This is a genomic window from Methylobacterium sp. AC433, assembly GCF_979253015.1.
This window is the reverse complement of sequence record NZ_CEEDBN010000013.1, coordinates 25,151-40,987: the sequence shown is the minus strand read 5'-3', so window position 1 is coordinate 40,987 and position 15,837 is coordinate 25,151. Positions and strand designations below refer to the sequence as shown.

General features: G+C 67.3%; 25 protein-coding genes. 24 read left to right on the top strand and 1 reads right to left on the bottom strand.

Annotated features, from left to right (window positions below):
• Nucleotides 1–6: 6 nt before the first annotated feature.
• From rplB to rplQ, 24 genes are all read left to right on the top strand, one after another.
• The gene (gene rplB / locus AC0IWM_RS17260) at nucleotides 7–843 is read left to right on the top strand and encodes a 50S ribosomal protein L2 (RefSeq protein WP_055949274.1); all 837 of its coding nucleotides are present in this window, start codon (nucleotides 7–9) and stop codon (nucleotides 841–843) included.
• A gap of 5 nt (nucleotides 844–848) precedes the next feature.
• Nucleotides 849–1,127 (top strand): 30S ribosomal protein S19, encoded by a 279-nt coding sequence (gene rpsS, locus AC0IWM_RS17255; RefSeq protein ID WP_055949278.1) that lies wholly within the window; start codon nucleotides 849–851, stop codon nucleotides 1,125–1,127.
• Between the two features lie 2 nt (nucleotides 1,128–1,129).
• Nucleotides 1,130–1,516, top strand: a complete 387-nt coding sequence (gene rplV, locus AC0IWM_RS17250; RefSeq protein WP_055949281.1) for a 50S ribosomal protein L22 — start codon at nucleotides 1,130–1,132, stop codon at nucleotides 1,514–1,516.
• A 10-nt stretch (nucleotides 1,517–1,526) separates the two neighbouring features.
• The gene (gene rpsC / locus AC0IWM_RS17245) at nucleotides 1,527–2,267 is read left to right on the top strand and encodes a 30S ribosomal protein S3 (protein WP_055949284.1); all 741 of its coding nucleotides are present in this window, start codon (nucleotides 1,527–1,529) and stop codon (nucleotides 2,265–2,267) included.
• A gap of 47 nt (nucleotides 2,268–2,314) precedes the next feature.
• Entirely contained in the window at nucleotides 2,315–2,728 is a 414-nt protein-coding gene (gene rplP, locus AC0IWM_RS17240; protein WP_055949287.1) for a 50S ribosomal protein L16, read from the top strand.
• Nucleotides 2,729–2,741: 13 nt separating this feature from the next.
• Nucleotides 2,742–2,957 (top strand): 50S ribosomal protein L29, encoded by a 216-nt coding sequence (gene rpmC, locus AC0IWM_RS17235; RefSeq protein WP_018044221.1) that lies wholly within the window; start codon nucleotides 2,742–2,744, stop codon nucleotides 2,955–2,957.
• 10 nt (nucleotides 2,958–2,967) lie between these two features.
• Nucleotides 2,968–3,231 (top strand): 30S ribosomal protein S17, encoded by a 264-nt coding sequence (gene rpsQ / locus AC0IWM_RS17230; protein WP_056469597.1) that lies wholly within the window; start codon nucleotides 2,968–2,970, stop codon nucleotides 3,229–3,231.
• 349 nt (nucleotides 3,232–3,580) lie between these two features.
• A complete protein-coding gene (rplN, locus tag AC0IWM_RS17225; protein ID WP_055949294.1) occupies nucleotides 3,581–3,949 on the top strand; it encodes a 50S ribosomal protein L14 in 369 nt (122 codons plus the stop codon).
• The gene (gene rplX / locus AC0IWM_RS17220; RefSeq protein WP_056183523.1) at nucleotides 3,949–4,266 is read left to right on the top strand and encodes a 50S ribosomal protein L24; all 318 of its coding nucleotides are present in this window, start codon (nucleotides 3,949–3,951) and stop codon (nucleotides 4,264–4,266) included. The genes rplN and rplX overlap by 1 nt, the downstream gene beginning before the upstream one ends.
• Nucleotides 4,259–4,825 (top strand): 50S ribosomal protein L5, encoded by a 567-nt coding sequence (gene rplE, locus AC0IWM_RS17215; RefSeq protein ID WP_056469600.1) that lies wholly within the window; start codon nucleotides 4,259–4,261, stop codon nucleotides 4,823–4,825. The genes rplX and rplE overlap by 8 nt, the downstream gene beginning before the upstream one ends.
• 40 nt (nucleotides 4,826–4,865) lie before the next feature.
• A complete protein-coding gene (gene rpsN / locus AC0IWM_RS17210; RefSeq protein ID WP_056183527.1) occupies nucleotides 4,866–5,171 on the top strand; it encodes a 30S ribosomal protein S14 in 306 nt (101 codons plus the stop codon).
• A 12-nt stretch (nucleotides 5,172–5,183) separates the two neighbouring features.
• Nucleotides 5,184–5,579, top strand: a complete 396-nt coding sequence (rpsH, locus tag AC0IWM_RS17205; RefSeq protein ID WP_055881679.1) for a 30S ribosomal protein S8 — start codon at nucleotides 5,184–5,186, stop codon at nucleotides 5,577–5,579.
• A gap of 24 nt (nucleotides 5,580–5,603) precedes the next feature.
• Nucleotides 5,604–6,137, top strand: coding sequence for a 50S ribosomal protein L6 (gene rplF, locus AC0IWM_RS17200; protein WP_055949306.1), 534 nt, complete (start codon nucleotides 5,604–5,606; stop codon nucleotides 6,135–6,137).
• A 12-nt stretch (nucleotides 6,138–6,149) separates the two neighbouring features.
• On the top strand, nucleotides 6,150–6,512 hold the full coding sequence (rplR, locus tag AC0IWM_RS17195; RefSeq protein WP_056469602.1) for a 50S ribosomal protein L18: 363 nt from the start codon (nucleotides 6,150–6,152) through the stop codon (nucleotides 6,510–6,512).
• Nucleotides 6,513–6,605: 93 nt separating this feature from the next.
• Entirely contained in the window at nucleotides 6,606–7,193 is a 588-nt protein-coding gene (gene rpsE, locus AC0IWM_RS17190; RefSeq protein ID WP_055949312.1) for a 30S ribosomal protein S5, read from the top strand.
• A gap of 12 nt (nucleotides 7,194–7,205) precedes the next feature.
• On the top strand, nucleotides 7,206–7,397 hold the full coding sequence (gene rpmD / locus AC0IWM_RS17185) for a 50S ribosomal protein L30 (RefSeq protein WP_056469605.1): 192 nt from the start codon (nucleotides 7,206–7,208) through the stop codon (nucleotides 7,395–7,397).
• Nucleotides 7,398–7,408: 11 nt separating this feature from the next.
• Nucleotides 7,409–7,912, top strand: a complete 504-nt coding sequence (rplO, locus tag AC0IWM_RS17180) for a 50S ribosomal protein L15 (protein ID WP_056469608.1) — start codon at nucleotides 7,409–7,411, stop codon at nucleotides 7,910–7,912.
• 121 nt (nucleotides 7,913–8,033) lie between these two features.
• Nucleotides 8,034–9,371 (top strand): preprotein translocase subunit SecY, encoded by a 1,338-nt coding sequence (gene secY / locus AC0IWM_RS17175; protein ID WP_056469611.1) that lies wholly within the window; start codon nucleotides 8,034–8,036, stop codon nucleotides 9,369–9,371.
• A 111-nt stretch (nucleotides 9,372–9,482) separates the two neighbouring features.
• Entirely contained in the window at nucleotides 9,483–10,082 is a 600-nt protein-coding gene (locus AC0IWM_RS17170; protein ID WP_056469616.1) for an adenylate kinase, read from the top strand.
• Nucleotides 10,083–10,313: 231 nt separating this feature from the next.
• Nucleotides 10,314–10,682, top strand: a complete 369-nt coding sequence (rpsM, locus tag AC0IWM_RS17165) for a 30S ribosomal protein S13 (protein ID WP_019904471.1) — start codon at nucleotides 10,314–10,316, stop codon at nucleotides 10,680–10,682.
• A 170-nt stretch (nucleotides 10,683–10,852) separates the two neighbouring features.
• On the top strand, nucleotides 10,853–11,242 hold the full coding sequence (gene rpsK, locus AC0IWM_RS17160; protein WP_056091630.1) for a 30S ribosomal protein S11: 390 nt from the start codon (nucleotides 10,853–10,855) through the stop codon (nucleotides 11,240–11,242).
• A 44-nt stretch (nucleotides 11,243–11,286) separates the two neighbouring features.
• Complete coding sequence (locus AC0IWM_RS17155; protein WP_471756978.1) at nucleotides 11,287–12,162, top strand: MBL fold metallo-hydrolase; 876 nt, start codon at nucleotides 11,287–11,289, stop codon at nucleotides 12,160–12,162.
• A 120-nt stretch (nucleotides 12,163–12,282) separates the two neighbouring features.
• Entirely contained in the window at nucleotides 12,283–13,302 is a 1,020-nt protein-coding gene (locus tag AC0IWM_RS17150; protein ID WP_056183544.1) for a DNA-directed RNA polymerase subunit alpha, read from the top strand.
• Between the two features lie 195 nt (nucleotides 13,303–13,497).
• On the top strand, nucleotides 13,498–13,908 hold the full coding sequence (rplQ, locus tag AC0IWM_RS17145) for a 50S ribosomal protein L17 (protein WP_055949338.1): 411 nt from the start codon (nucleotides 13,498–13,500) through the stop codon (nucleotides 13,906–13,908).
• Between the two features lie 70 nt (nucleotides 13,909–13,978).
• On the opposite strand, the gene AC0IWM_RS17140 is transcribed toward rplQ, so the two are convergent.
• Nucleotides 13,979–15,835, bottom strand: coding sequence for a response regulator (locus tag AC0IWM_RS17140; RefSeq protein ID WP_471756976.1), 1,857 nt, complete (start codon nucleotides 15,833–15,835; stop codon nucleotides 13,979–13,981).
• Between the last annotated feature and the right edge of the window lie 2 nt (nucleotides 15,836–15,837).

Here is a 15,837-nt window from a genome sequence, read left to right as displayed (position 1 = left end):
CCACCGATGGCCTTGAAGACATTCAAACCGGTCACGCCGAGCCTTCGCCAGCTCGTGCTCGTCGACCGCCGTGAGCTCTACAAGGGCAAGCCGGTCAAGAAGCTCACCGAGGGCAAGTCGTCGTCCGGCGGCCGCAACAACCTCGGCCGCATCACGGTCCGCTTTCGCGGCGGCGGTCACAAGCGCACGCTCCGCAACGTGGACTTCAAGCGTCGCGAGCAGATGGGCGTGTCCGCAACGGTCGAGCGGATCGAATACGATCCGAACCGCACCGCGTTCATCGCCCTGATCGCCTTCCCCGACGGCACGCAGAGCTACATCCTGGCTCCGCAGCGCCTGTCGCCCGGCGACAAGGTGATCGCGGCCGAGCAGGTCGACATCAAGCCCGGCAATGCCGGTCCGGTCGGCAACATGCCGGTGGGCACGATCGTCCACAACGTCGAGCTCAAGATCGGCAAGGGCGGCGCGATCGCCCGCTCCGCCGGCAACTACGCCCAGATCGTCGGCCGCGATCAGGGCTACGTCACGCTCCGCCTGAACTCGGGCGAGCAGCGCCTGGTCCACGGTCAGTGCTTCGCCAGCGTCGGCGCGGTGTCGAACCCGGACCACATGAACATCTCGCTCGGCAAGGCCGGCCGCAACCGCTGGCTCGGCAAGCGCCCGCACGTGCGCGGTGTTGCCATGAACCCGGTCGACCACCCGCACGGCGGCGGCGAGGGACGTACCTCCGGCGGCCGTAACCCGGTCACGCCCTGGGGCGTTCCCACGAAGGGGAAGAAGACCCGCTCGAACAAGCGGACCGACGTCTTCATCCTGTCCAGCCGTCATAACCGTAAGAAGTAACGCCCATGGCACGCTCGCTCTGGAAGGGGCCGTTCATCGACGGCTACCTCCTCAAGAAGGCCGAAGCCGCTCGCGGTTCCAGCCGTAACGAAGTCATCAAGATCTGGAGCCGCCGCTCCACGATCCTGCCGCAGTTCGTCGGGCTCACCTTCGGTGTGCACAACGGACAGAAGCACATCCCGGTCTACGTCTCCGAGGAAATGGTCGGCCACAAGTTCGGCGAGTTCTCGCCGACCCGCACCTTCCACGGTCACGCAGCCGACAAGAAGTCGAAGAGGCGCTGATCATGGGCAAGCCCGCCACTCCCCGCGCGCTCCCCGAGAACGAGGCTCAGGCCGTCGCGCGCATGCTGCGCGTCAGCCCGCAGAAGCTCAATCTCGTCGCGCAGCTCATTCGCGGCAAGAAGGTCGACTCGGCGCTCGCCGACCTCGAATTCTCCCGCAAGCGGATCGCCCGCGAGGTCAAGAAGTGCCTCGAGAGCGCCATCGCCAATGCCGAGAATAACCACAACCTGGACGTCGACGATCTCGTCGTCTCCCAGGCCTTCGTCGGCAAGGCGCTCGTGCTGAAGCGGTTCCACGCCCGTGCGCGTGGCCGCGGCGCCCGTATCCTGAAGCCCTTCGCGAACCTCACCATCGTGGTGCGCGAAGTCCCGACCGCCGAAGCGGCGTGAGGAGGACCTGATGGGCCAGAAAGTCAATCCGATCGGTCTGCGGCTCGGTATCAACCGGACCTGGGACTCCCGCTGGTTCGCCCAGAAGGGTGAATACGCCAAGCTCATGCACGAGGACGTCGCGATCCGCGCCGCCCTCATGAAGCAGCTCAAGCAGGCCGCCGTCTCGAAGATCGTCATCGAGCGCCCGCACCGGAAGTGCCGCGTCACCATCCACTCGGGTCGTCCGGGCGTGGTCATCGGCAAGAAGGGCGCGGACATCGAGAAGCTGCGCAAGCTGGTCGGCACGCTGACCAAGGCCGACGTGACGATCAACATCGTCGAGGTGCGCAAGCCCGAGATCGACGCCACCCTGGTGGCCGACTCGATCGCCCAGCAGCTCGAGCGCCGCGTCGCCTTCCGTCGCGCCATGAAGCGCGCCGTGCAGTCGGCCATGCGTCTCGGAGCCGAAGGCATCCGTATCAACTGCTCGGGTCGTCTCGGCGGCGCCGAGATCGCCCGCCAGGAGTGGTACCGCGAGGGCCGCGTTCCCCTGCATACCCTTCGCGCTGACGTCGATTACGGCGTCGCCACCGCCTTCACGACCTACGGGACGTGCGGCATCAAGGTGTGGGTGTTCAAGGGCGAGATCCTCGAGCACGACCCGATGGCACAGGACAAGAAGGCGCAGGAAGAGGGTGGCCGTTCGGGCGGCCGTCGCGAGCGCGATGGTGAGGGTGGCCGCGAGCGCGGCCGGCGCGAGCACGCCTGACGGCGTGTTCGTGACCCCGTCACCCAGAAAGGTGTTGAGAGGCTGCCATGTTGCAACCCAAGAAGACCAGGTTCCGTAAGCAGTTCAAGGGTCGCATCCACGGTGCGGCCAAGGGCGGCTTCGACCTCAACTTCGGGACGTTCGGCCTGAAGGCCGTCGAGCCCGAGCGCATCACCGCGCGCCAGATCGAGGCGGCCCGCCGCGCGATCACCCGCGAGATGAAGCGCCAGGGCCGCGTCTGGATCCGGATCTTCCCGGACGTTCCGGTCACGGCCAAGCCCACCGAGGTCCGCATGGGCTCCGGTAAGGGTGCACCCGAGTTCTGGGCTGCCCGCGTGCATCCCGGTCGTATCATGTTCGAAGTCGACGGCGTGGCCGAGGACGTCGCGAAGGAGGCCCTGCGCCTCGGCGCGGCGAAGCTCCCGATCCGCACGCGCGTCGTTCAGCGCATCGCTGATTGAGAGGGAGGGGATCATGAAGTCGTCGCAGAGACAGTCGGATCTGGCCGCCCTGTCGCCCGATCAGCTGAACGATGAGCTGCTGAACCTGAAGAAGGAGCAGTTCAACCTGCGCTTCCAGGGCGCCACCGGCCAGCTCGAGAACGTCGCGCGCGTCCGCGAAGTCCGCCGCGATATCGCCCGCGTCCGTACGCTCCAGCGTCAGAAGACGCTGAAGTCGGCGCAGGCCTGAGGAGTACACCATGCCGAAGCGCGTATTGCAGGGCGTCGTCGTCAGCGACAAGGGCGAGAAGACCATCGTCGTGAAGGTGGAGCGCCGCTTCACCCACCCGGTGATGAAGAAGACCGTCCGTCGCTCGAAGAACTACCACGCCCACGACGAGGCCAACGTCGCCAAGGTCGGCCAGACCGTGTCGATCGAGGAATGCCGTCCCTTCTCGAAGACCAAGACCTGGAAGCTGGTCGAGGGCGCCGCCGCCACCGGGGCTGCTCCGGCCGAGGCCTGAGCGTCATGCACAGACGTTGAAGCGGGCGCTCATCGTGGCGTCCGCTTTTTCGTTGCCACCTTCGGCCTGGCGGCCGGAAATCGTGCGAGCCGCGCGTTCCCGTCGGAGCGCGCGGATCCGCAAATAGACCTTGCGCGTTGGTGCCGCCCGGTGTAGTGGGCATGCCTTCGCGACAGATGAGAGGGGTGTTCGCACCCTTCGTACGCGGCGACCGCGCCGGGGTCCACGGACACCGATTGCGCGGCGTTTCATATGAGCCGGGGACATCAGATCCCCATCAGGCGTCGTCCGCCGGACAATACCGTCCGCGTGCGGAAACCCGCCTGAAACAATGGAAAGGTCACTGCCCGTGATCCAGATGCAGACGAATCTGGACGTCGCCGACAACTCTGGTGCGCGCCGCGTGATGTGCATCAAGGTTCTGGGCGGGTCGAAGCGTAAGTACGCCGGTGTCGGCGACATCATCGTGGTTTCCGTCAAGGAAGCGATTCCCCGGGGTCGCGTGAAGAAGGGCGACGTCATGAAGGCGGTCGTCGTTCGCACGGCGAAGGAAGTGAAGCGTCCCGACGGTTCGGTGATCCGCTTCGACAAGAACGCCGCCGTTCTGATCAACAATCAGAAGGAGCCGATCGGCACCCGCATCTTCGGACCGGTTCCGCGCGAGCTGCGCGCCCGCAACCACATGAAGATCATCTCGCTCGCGCCGGAGGTGCTGTAATGGCCGCCAAGGTCAAGAAAGGCGACAAGGTCGTCGTCCTCACCGGTCGCGACAAGGGTCGCTCGGGCGAGGTCATCCAGGTGCTCCCCAAGGAAGACCGCGCCCTGGTGCGTGGCATCAACCTGGTCAAGAAGCACCAGAAGCAGACGCAGAACCAGGAAGGCGGCATCGTCTCCAAGGAAGCTGCGATTCACCTGTCCAACATCGCCGTCGCCGACCCCAAGGATGGTCAGCCCACGCGCGTTGGTTTCCGCATTCTCGACGACGGCCGCAAAGTCCGGTTCGCCAAGCGCTCGGGGGATCTGATCGATGGCTGAGAAGAACACTGACGGGTACGTCCCGCGCCTGCGCAAGCACTACGACGAAGTGGTGCGCCAGAAGCTGATCGAAGAGTTCGGCTACAAGAATCCCATGCAGGTTCCGGTCATCGAGAAGATCGTGATCAACATGGGCGTGGGCGAGTCGACCGCCGATTCGAAGAAGGCGTCCGTCGCCGCCGGCGATCTCGCCCTCATCGCCGGCCAGAAGCCGGTGATCACCAAGGCCCGCAAGGCCATCGCGACCTTCAAGGTCCGCGAGGGCATGCCGATCGGCTGCAAGGTGACCCTGCGCAAGCAGCGCATGTACGAGTTCATGGATCGCCTGATCACGATCGCCCTCCCGCGCGTCCGCGATTTCCGCGGCCTCAACCCGCGTTCCTTCGACGGCAACGGCAACTACGCGCTGGGCCTCAAGGAGCACCTCGTGTTCCCGGAGATCTCGTACGACAAGGCCGAGGCCACCTGGGGCATGGACATCGTCATCCAGACGACGGCCCGCACCGATGCTGAGGCGCGCGCGCTCCTCACGCAGTTCCGATTCCCGTTCCGGCAGTGAGCCCTTCCTAAGGTCTCAGACGCGGACACCGGAGAGAGAAATGGCAAAGAAAAGCTCGATCGAGAAGAACAAGCACCGCGAAGCGCTGGTGAAGCTCTACGCTCCCAAGCGCAAGGCGCTGCTTGCCACGGCGAATGACGAATCCCTCGAGATGGAGGAGCGCTTCGAGGCGCGCCTCAAGCTCGCGGAACTGCCCCGCAATTCGTCCCCCACCCGCATCCGCAACCGCTGCGGCATGACCGGCCGTCCGCGCGCCTTCTATCGCAAGATGGGCATCTCGCGCATCGCGCTGCGCGAACTCGGCAACCAGGGTCTGATCCCCGGTCTCGTCAAGTCGAGCTGGTAAGGAGCAACCACCATGGTCAACGATCCCGTGGGTGATATGCTCACCCGCATCCGCAACGGTCAGCAGCGCCGCCGCAACGTCGTCCAGACGCCCGGTTCCCGCCTGCGCGCCAGCGTGCTCGACGTCCTCAAGTCCGAGGGCTACATCCGCGACTACGCGACCACGGATTACGGCAACGGCCGCACCGAGTTCGCGATCGAGCTGAAGTACTACGACGGCCAGCCCGTCATCCGCTCGATCCAGCGCGTGTCGAAGCCCGGCCGCCGCGTCTACTCGTCGGTCGGCGAGCTGCCGCGCGTCGCCGACGGTCTCGGCGTCACCATCGTGTCCACCCCGCAGGGCGTCATGGCCGACCACGAGGCGCGTGAGCGCAACGTCGGCGGCGAAGTGCTCTGTAAGGTGTTCTGATCTCGGACTTGGAGGAATAAGGCGATGTCTCGCGTAGGCAAGAAGCCCGTTCCCGTCCCGTCCGGCGTGACGGCCACGGTGACCGGTCAAACGGTGAAGATGAAGGGCTCCAAGGGCGAGCTCCAGTACGTCGTGCCCAACGTGGTCGACGTGAAGTTCGAGGACGGTGCCGTCTCGGTGCAGCCCAAGAACCAGACCAAGGAGGCCCGCTCGCTCTGGGGGACCTCCCGTGCACAGGTGGCGAACCTCGTCGAGGGCGTCTCCAAGGGCTTCGAGAAGAAGCTCGAGATCACCGGCGTGGGTTACCGCGCCGCGATGGCCGGCAAGGCTCTGAAGCTCTCGCTCGGCTACAGCCACGACATCGAGTACGAGATCCCAGCGGGGATCACGATCGCGGTGCCGAAGCCCACCGAGATCGTCATCTCCGGCATCGACCGGCAGGTGGTCGGCCAGGTGGCCGCCGAGATCCGCGACTATCGCGGCCCGGAGCCCTACAAGGGCAAGGGCGTGAAGTACGCGGGCGAGTTCATCTTCCGCAAGGAAGGCAAGAAGAAGTAAGGGCCGCCGAACATGTCACGCAAAATCGATGCACTCGACCGCCGCAAGGCGCGTGTGCGCCGCGCGCTGCGGGCGGCGGCCAACGGACGGCCCCGGCTCTCGGTGTTCCGTTCGTCCAAGCAGATCTACGTCCAGGTCATCGACGACGCGGCGGGCAAGACCCTCGCTGCGGCTTCGAGCCTCGACAAGGATCTCCGCACCGGCCTGAAGACCGGGGCCGACGTCTCGGCGGCCCAGGCCGTCGGCAAGCTCGTCGCCGAGCGCGCCAAGGCCGCCGGCGTCACCCAGGTGATCTTCGATCGCTCGGGCTACCTCTATCACGGGCGCGTCAAGGCGCTCGCCGAAGCCGCCCGCGAGGGTGGCCTCGAGTTCTAAGATTGGCGGAGGAGGGCGGCTCGCGCCGCTCTCCGTTCCAGACGATTCAAGCGAGCGGGTCCGCCACCCGCGCCAGTGAGATGGACATTCAATATGGCACGTGAACGTGAAGGCGGGGGCCGCGGCCGCCGCGACGAGCGCGAGGAGCGCGACAGCGAGTTCGTGGACAAGCTCGTCCACATCAACCGCGTCGCCAAGGTGGTGAAGGGCGGCCGTCGCTTCGGCTTCGCAGCCCTCGTCGTCGTCGGCGATCAGAAGGGCCGCGTCGGCTTCGGCCACGGCAAGGCGCGCGAAGTGCCCGAGGCGATCCGCAAGGCCACGGAAGCCGCCAAGCGCGGTCTCGTCCGCGTGGCGCTCCGCGAGGGCCGCACCCTTCACCACGACGTCTACGGGCGTCACGGCGCCGGCAAGGTCATCCTGCGCGCCGCCCCCCAGGGCACCGGCATCATCGCCGGCGGTCCGATGCGCGCCGTCTTCGAGACGCTGGGCATGCAGGACGTGGTTGCCAAGAGCCTCGGCTCCTCGAACCCCTACAACCTCGTGCGCGCCACCTTCGAGGCGCTCAAGAACGAAGACAGCCCGCGCTCCGTCGCGGCCCGTCGCGGCCTCAAGGTGTCGGCCCTCCAGGCCCGTCGCCGCGATGCCGATCCGTCCGACATGTCCGAAGCCGCAGTCGCGTAAGGGGAGGGTCCGATGGCACAGAAGACTCTCCGGGTCGAGCAGATCGGCTCGCCCATCCGCCGCGAAGGCGACCAGCGCGCGACGCTGATCGGCCTGAAGCTCAACAAGCTGCACCGGGTTTCCGAGCTGGAGGATACCCCCTCCGTGCGCGGCATGATCCGCAAGGTGCAGCACCTCGTGCGCGTTCTCAGCGACGCGGCCTGAGGGAGGGCATCATGAAACTCAACGAACTCCGCGACAACGACGGCGCCACCAAGAACCGGATGCGCGTCGGCCGGGGCATCGGCTCCGGCAAGGGCAAGACCGCGGGACGCGGCGTGAAGGGTCAGAAGGCCCGCACCGGCGTCTCCATCAAGGGCTTCGAGGGCGGCCAGATGCCGCTGCATCGCCGCCTGCCGAAGCGTGGCTTCAACAACCTGTACTCCACGGACCTGAACGAGGTGAATCTCGGTCGCGTCCAGCAGGCTGTCGATGCCGGCCGCATCGAGGCGGGCGCCACCGTCACCGTCGAGACGCTGATCGCCGCCGGCATCTGCGCTCGCGCCCGTGACGGCGTGAAGCTCCTCGGCGTCGGCGAACTGACCACCAAGCTGACCTTCGAGGTCACCCGCGCGTCGAAGTCGGCGATCGAGGGTGTCGAGAAGGCCGGCGGCACGGTCGCCGTGACCTATGGCGACGGTGTCTCCACCCGGGGCAAGCCCGCCCGCGTGGTTGCGTAGCCCAACGCCAGACTTTAAGTCGAAGCTCTGAGCGGCGGCCCGTGCAACCTCGCGCGTGGCCGCCGTATCAGTTTATGGGGAGCCTCGGCTCCCGTACGGATCGATATCAGGAACCGGTGCCATGGCCTCAGCCGCCGAGCAGCTTGCCGCGAACCTCAATTTCGGGGCCATCGCCAAGGCCGACGAGCTTAAGAAGCGCATCTGGTTCACGCTGGGCGCGCTCATCGTGTTCCGCCTCGGGACCTACATCCCGATCCCGGGCATTGATCCGGAGCAGTTCGCGCGGAACTTCCAGCAGCAATCGGGCGGCGTGCTTGGGCTCTTCAACATGTTCTCCGGCGGTGCCGTCGAGCGCATGGCGATATTCGCGCTCAACATCATGCCGTATATCTCGGCCTCCATCATCATCCAGCTCCTGACCTCGGTGATCCCGAGCCTCGAGGCGCTGAAGAAGGAAGGCGAGTCCGGCCGCAAGGTCATCAACCAGTACACGCGCTACCTCACGGTCGTGCTGGCGCTGGTCCAGTCCTGGGGCATCGCCTTCGGCCTGCAGGGATCGAGCGCCGCGATCGAGCCCGGTCCGTTCTTCATCCTGTCCACCGTCATCACCCTGACGGGCGGCACGCTCTTCCTGATGTGGATCGGCGAGCAGATCACGTCGCGCGGCATCGGCAACGGCTCCTCGCTGATCATCTTCGCCGGCATCGTCGCCCACCTGCCGGTGGCGATCGTCGGCGCGCTCGAGCTGAGCCGCACCGGTGCGCTGTCCTCGGCCGTCATCCTCGGCATGGGTGTGGCCGCCATCGCCCTGGTCTACTTCATCGTGTTCATGGAGCGGGCCCAGCGTCGCCTGCTGATCAACTACCCGAAGCGCCAGGTCGGCAACCGCATGTACGAGGGCCAGACCTCGTTTCTGCCGCTGAAGCTCAACACCGCCGGCGTGATTCCGCCGATCTTCGCCTCGTCGCTGCTGCTCCTGCCCGCGACGGTGGCGAGCTTCTCGGCCAATAACGGCGGCACCGGCATCCTGGCCACGATCACCACCTATATCGGCCATGGCCGGCCGCTCTACATGGTGCTCTACGCGGCCCTGATCATCTTCTTCGCGTTCTTCTACACCGCCGTGGTCTTCAATCCGGAGGAGACGGCGGACAACCTGAAGAAGCACGGCGGCTTCATTCCCGGCATCCGGCCGGGCGAGCGCACCGCGGCCTTCATCGACAAGGTGCTGACCCGCATCACCCTGATCGGCGCGCTGTACCTCACCTTCGTCTGCCTGGTGCCCGAGATCCTGGCATCCTACTCTTCGGCCGCCATCGGCTTCGGCGGCACATCCCTGCTGATCGTGGTCTCGGTGACCATGGACACGGTGGCGCAGATCCACGGTCACCTGATGGCCCACCAGTACGAAGGCCTCGTCAAGAAGGCGAAGCTGCGCGGGGCGACGCGCCGGCGCTGACGGTGCGTCGGCGGGCTTCGCGCCCACCGCCGCCCTCGCTAGAGTTCAGAGACCCGGCCCCGCGCAGGATCGCCGGATAACCAAGCCGAACGGACCTGAGGAAACGACACCATGCGCATCATCCTGCTTGGGCCGCCCGGCGCGGGGAAGGGGACGCAGTCCGAGCGGATCGTGGCACGCTATGGCATTCCGCAGCTCTCGACCGGCGACATGCTGCGCGCCGCCGTCGCGGCCGGCACGCCGGTCGGCCTGCAGGCCAAGAGCGTGATGGAATCGGGCGGCCTCGTCTCGGACGCGATCGTGGTCGGCATCGTCGCCGACCGCATCGAGGAGGCGGACGCCAAGACGGGCTTCATCCTCGACGGATTTCCGCGCACCGTGGAGCAGGCCAAGGCCCTCGATGCGATGCTGGCGCAGAAGGGCATCGCCCTCGACACCGTCATCGAGTTCGTCGTGGACGAGGATGCCCTGGTCGGCCGGATCGCGAAGCGCGCCCAGGAAACGGCGGCCCGCGGTCAGCCCGTGCGCAAGGACGACACACCCGAGGTGTTCAAGACCCGCCTCGACGCCTACCGCAAGCAGACGGCGCCCCTGTCCGACTATTACGCCGGGACCGGGCTCCTGCAGACCATCGACGGCATGAAGCCGGTCGACGCCGTCTCCGAGGATCTCGTGGCGATCCTCGACCGCCACACCGCCCCCGCGAACTGACCCGAGGCGCGGGTGGCGCGGCCCTTCGGCCGCGGTCTTCCCGGGTTGACACATCCTCCGGCCCGCGCTAGTGGGCCGGTCTTCGTTCAGAGGAAGTGGGTCCGGATCGCCTCTCCAAGAGGCTGATGCGGGCCGATTTGTCGTTTTGGACGGCGCGCAGGGGCCGGTCTCCACCGGACGCGCGTGACACTCGGCCCGGCCTCAGGTCCGGTGCCCCCATGGAGAGACACCTTGGCTCGTATCGCTGGCGTTAACATTCCGACCAACAAGCGCGTCGTCATCGCGCTGCAGTACATCCACGGCATCGGCCCCAAGAAGGCCGAGGAGATCACCGGCAAGGTCGGGATCCCGGCCGAGCGCCGCGTCAACCAGCTGACCGACGCCGAAGTGCTGTCGATCCGCGAGACCATCGACCGCGACTACATCGTCGAGGGCGACCTGCGCCGCGAAGTCTCGATGAACATCAAGCGCCTGATGGATCTCGGCTGCTACCGTGGCCTGCGCCATCGCCGCAACCTGCCCGTCCGCGGCCAGCGCACGCACACCAACGCGCGCACCCGCAAGGGTAAGTCCAAGCCGATCGCCGGCAAAAAGAAGTAATTAGATCGAATTGGGAGGCCCCGCTCCGCTCGGCCTCCCGCCCATCGCGCAGGACTTCCCGCGCGGCGAATCCCGCCACGTGGCACGATGATCCAAGCCCGCGCCGCCGGCATCTTAGAAGACTCCCGAGCGCCTGGAATGACGGGCGCGCCTGAAGGACGAGAGAACACATGGCCAAGGAAGCAACCCGCGTTCGTCGCCGCGAACGCAAGAACATCGTTTCGGGCGTCGCGCACGTGAACGCCTCGTTCAACAACACGATGGTCACCATCACCGACGCCCAGGGCAACACCATCTCGTGGTCGTCCGCCGGCGCCATGGGCTTCAAGGGCTCGCGCAAGTCGACCCCCTACGCTGCCCAGGTCGCGGCCGAGGACGCCGCCCGCAAGGCTGCCGAGCACGGCATGCGCACCCTCGAGGTCGAAGTCTCCGGCCCGGGTTCCGGTCGTGAATCGGCCCTGCGCGCCCTGCAGGCCGCCGGCTTCACCGTGACGTCGATCCGCGACGTGACCTCGATCCCGCACAACGGCTGCCGTCCGCGCAAGCGTCGTCGCGTCTGAGCGGACGCCTTCGCGAACCTTTGGGGCCTGTCACGGAGACGCGCGTGTCGAATGCTCAGAATCCGCTTCCGGGTGTGCTGCGGTGGAGCTTGGGTGATCTGACGGTCACGGTGATGAATGACGGCTACCTTCAGGGGTCGCTGGATCTCGTCACCGGGATCGATCGTGCGGAGGCCGGCGCCTTACAGGCCGCCGGCTTTCGCGCGCAGGATCCCCGGATCACGCTCAACGCGTTCCTGATCACGGGTCCCGGGCGCAAGCCGCTCCTCATCGACAGCGGGATGGGCCATTTCGGTGGCCCGTCCCTCGGTCGCGTTCCGGCGGCCCTCGCGGCGGCCGGCGTCTCGCCGGACAGCATCGAGACCGTGCTGCTGACGCATCTGCATCCCGATCATGCCGGCGGCCTGATCACGGATGACGGCGCCGCGGCCTATCCGAATGCCGAGCTCGTGGTGCATGCCGACGAGGCGGCGCACTGGCTCGACGACGGAGCCCTCTCGCGCGCGCCGGACGGGGCGAAGCCCTATTTCGAGATGGCCCGGAAGGCGACCTCACCCTACGGCCGGCGCCTTCGTACCGTCGCGGGCGGCAGCGTCGCCCCCGGGATCGAGGCGGTCCCGCTGCCGGGCCACACGCCGGGGCATACCGGCTACCGCATCACGTCGGGCGACGCGTCGCTTTTGATGTGGGCGGACATCGTTCACCTGCCGGCGATCCAGTTCAAGCAGCCGGAAGCCGGTATGGTCTTCGACACCGACGTGGATCAGGCACGCGCCGTGCGCCGCCGGATACTCGACGCCGTCGCGGCCGACCGGACCTTCGTGGCGGGTGCGCACCTGGAGTTTCCGGCCCTGGGCTACGTCGCCCGGGACGGGGCCGCCTACAGTTTCGTTCCGGAACTCTGGGTCGCGGCCCAGTAACGGTCCGCGCTCGACGCGGACGCAACAGTTTCCAGCCCGCCGGGCGCCGATGGCGCGGTGTCGACGGGCGATGCGTGGACCACCTGTGTGGCCCGCGCCGATCTTGCGAGAGGTAGCATCGTGGTCATTCAGAAGAACTGGCAAGAGCTCATCAAGCCGAACAAGCTCCAGGTCTCGACCGGGCACGACCCCAAGCGGGTCGCCACCGTCGTCGCCGAGCCCCTCGAGCGCGGCTTCGGCACCACGCTCGGCAACTCCCTGCGCCGCGTGCTGCTGTCCTCGCTCCAGGGCGCAGCCGTGACCTCGGTGCAGATCGACGGCGTGCTGCACGAATTCTCGTCGATCCCCGGCGTGCGCGAGGACGTGACCGACATCGTCCTCAACATCAAGACCATCGCCATCCGCTCGCAGACCGAGGCGCCCAAGCGCCTGACCCTGCGCAAGACCGGCCCCGGAATCGTCACCGCCGGCGACATCGGCACGGTGGGCGACGTCCAGATCCTGAATCCCGACCTGGTCATCTGCACCCTCGATGACGGCGCCGAGATCCGCATGGAGTTCACGGTCGCCACCGGCAAGGGCTACGTCCCGGCCGAGCGCAACCGTCCCGAGGACGCGCCGATCGGTCTGATCCCGGTGGACGCGCTGTTCTCGCCCGTCACCAAGGTGTCCTACCGCATCGAGACCACCCGCGAGGGCCAGGATCTCGACAAGGACAAGCTGACGATGACGATCGAGACCAACGGCGCCGTGTCTCCGGAGGATGCCCTGGCCTATGCCGCGCGCATCATCCAGGACCAGCTCCAAGTGTTCGTGAACTTCGAGGAGCCCCGCAAGGAGGAGGCGCAGCCGCTCGCGCCGCAGCTCCCCTTCAACCCGGCCCTTCTCAAGAAGGTCGACGAGCTCGAGCTCTCGGTGCGTTCGGCCAACTGCCTGAAGAACGACAACATCGTCTACATCGGCGACCTCATCCAGAAGTCCGAGGGCGAGATGCTGCGCACCCCGAACTTCGGCCGCAAGTCGCTCAACGAGATCAAGGAAGTCCTCGCCGCGATGGGCCTCCACCTCGGCATGGACATCCCCGGCTGGCCGCCGGAGAACATCGAGGATCTCGCCAAGCGCTTCGAAGAGCACTACTGAGGCGAGCCGTCGCAAGCCAAACGTGGCGGCGCCTGTCGGCGCCGCCGGTTCGGCCGACACCATCGGGTTCGCTTCACGCGAACTCCCGGACGAATCCCGCCGCGGGGTCATGCGGAATGAACAGCCCCGAAGAACCATTCGGAGGGGCGCTTGGCCGTACCGTGGCACGGCGGCCATCAACCAAGGACAGCCATCATGCGTCATGGATTTCGCGGTCGTCGTTTCAACCGCACCACCGAGCACCGCAAGGCGATGTTCGCCAACATGTCGGCCGCGCTGATCAAGCACGAGCAGATCGTCACCACCCTGCCGAAGGCCAAGGATCTGCGTCCGGTCATCGAGAAGCTGATCACCCTCGGCAAGACCGACAGCCTGCATGCCCGCCGCCTCGCCATGTCGCAGATCCGCGACGAGGCCATGGTCCGTAAGCTCTTCGCCGTGATCGGCCCGCGCTACAACACCCGTCCGGGCGGCTACTGCCGCATCATGAAGGCCGGCTTCCGCTACGGCGACAACGCCCCGCTGGCCGTGATCGAGTTCGTCGACCGTGACGTCGACGCGCGCGGTAAGGATTCCGGCCCGGTGCTGGTGGACGACGCGGCGTAAGCCACACCTCGATCCAATGACGAATCAGGCGGCCTCCGGGCCGCCTTTTTTGTTGCCCGCCGCGTCGGCCTCAGGCGGCCCGGTCGAGGAGCCGCGAGACCGCCGCCGCGAGTTCGGCCGACTCGAAGGGCTTGCGCAGCACGGGCAGGTCGGCCGGGATCGGGATCGCCTCGGCGTGGCCCGTGACGATGAGCACGGGCACGTCGGACCAGCGCGCGCGCACGATCTCGGCGAACTCGACGCCGGTCATGCCGGGCATCGCCAGGTCGGCGACGACGAGGTCGAAGCGACCCTGTTCCATCAGCGACAGGGCGGTGGAGCCGTCGCTGGCCTCGCGCTCGCTGTAGCCGAAGCTCGACAGGAACGAGGCGGTCACGTGCCGGACCTCGGAATCGTCGTCGACGACGAGGATGCGGGCGGCCCGGGCGGCCGGCAAAGCGGCGCCGGGCGATGGCACTTCGCTGGGGCTCGCCGCCTCGACCCGCGGCAGGATGATCTGGACGCGGGTGCCTTCCCCCGGCGCACTCTCGATGCGAAGGCGCCCGTGGGATTGCTGGGCGAGACCGAACACCATGGCGAGGCCGAGTCCCGTGCCCTGGCCCACTGCCTTGGTGGTGAAGAACGGCTCGCAGACCCGGGCGAGGATTTCCGGGGCGATGCCACTGCCCGAATCGGCGATCTCTACGGACAGGTAGGCCCCGGCCGGCAGATCCGGATCGGTCTCGAGGGCGAGGCTGCGGGTGGCGACGACGATCCGGCCGCCCTCCGGCATCGCGTCGCGGGCGTTGATGCAGAGGTTGAGGATCGCGAGTTCGAGCTGGTCAGGGTCGACGCAGGCGGCCGGCGCCTCGGGCGCGAGGATCGTCTCGACGGTGACGAGGCCGCCGAGGCTCCCGGCGAGCAGGTCGTGCATCCCGGTGATGAGGCCATTCACGTCGACGGCGCGGGGACGCAGGTCGCGGGAGCGGCTGAAGCTGAGGAGGCGCTTGGTCAGGGAGGCGCCGCGTTGAGCCGCCTGCATCGCGTTGCCGACGAGGCGCTGGACCCGCGGCTGCTCGGCGACCTTGGGCGCGACGAGTTCGAGGCTGCCGAGGATCGCCATCAGCAGGTTGTTGAAGTCGTGGGCGATGCCGCCGGCCAGGGTGCCCAGGGCCTGCATCTTGTCCGACTGGCGCAGGCGCGCCTCCAGGGTCTTCTGCTCGGTCACATCGCGCTCGATGGTGGCAAGGTGCGTGATCTCACCCGCCGCGTCGCGGATCGGCACGCGCGTGACGTGGCGCCAGCGTTCCGCCCCGATCGCGCCCTCGGCGACCAGGCTGTCGCTCGGCTCGCCGGCCGCGATGGCGGCGGCATCGGCGCTGCGGATCGCCTCCCCGTCGTCGAGAACCGCATCCTCGGTGCGTCCGAGACAGCCGACGACGTCGCCGCCGAGGCGCGCGGCCTTGCGCGCGTTGAGCCGCACGAAGCGTCCGTCCGCATCCTTGAAGGAGATCGCGTCCTCGGCGTTGTCGAGGAGGCCGCGCAGGAGCGCCCGCTCGGTGGCGAGGTCCCGGCCGAGCTGGTGGCGCTCGTAGGCCTGGCGCACGGTGTTGCGCAGCAGGTTGGCGTCCCAGGGCTTCGTCGCGTAGCCGGTGATTCCGCCCTGGTTCAGGGCCGCGACCACCGCGCTCATGTCGGCGTAGCCGGTGAGCAGGATCGCCTGGGCATCGTGGACCTTGCGCGCCTCGGCCAGCATGGCGTCACCGGTCATGCCCGGCATGCGCTGGTCCGAAAGGATGACGGCGACGTCCGGGTTCGCCGCCAGGATCTGCAGCGCCTCGGCCGGCTTCGTCGTCGTGAGGACGCGGTACTGGTCCTCGAAAAGGTCCTCGAGGGCGATGAGGATGTCCGGTTCGTCGTCGACGGCGAGGATCGTGCCCAGTGACATGC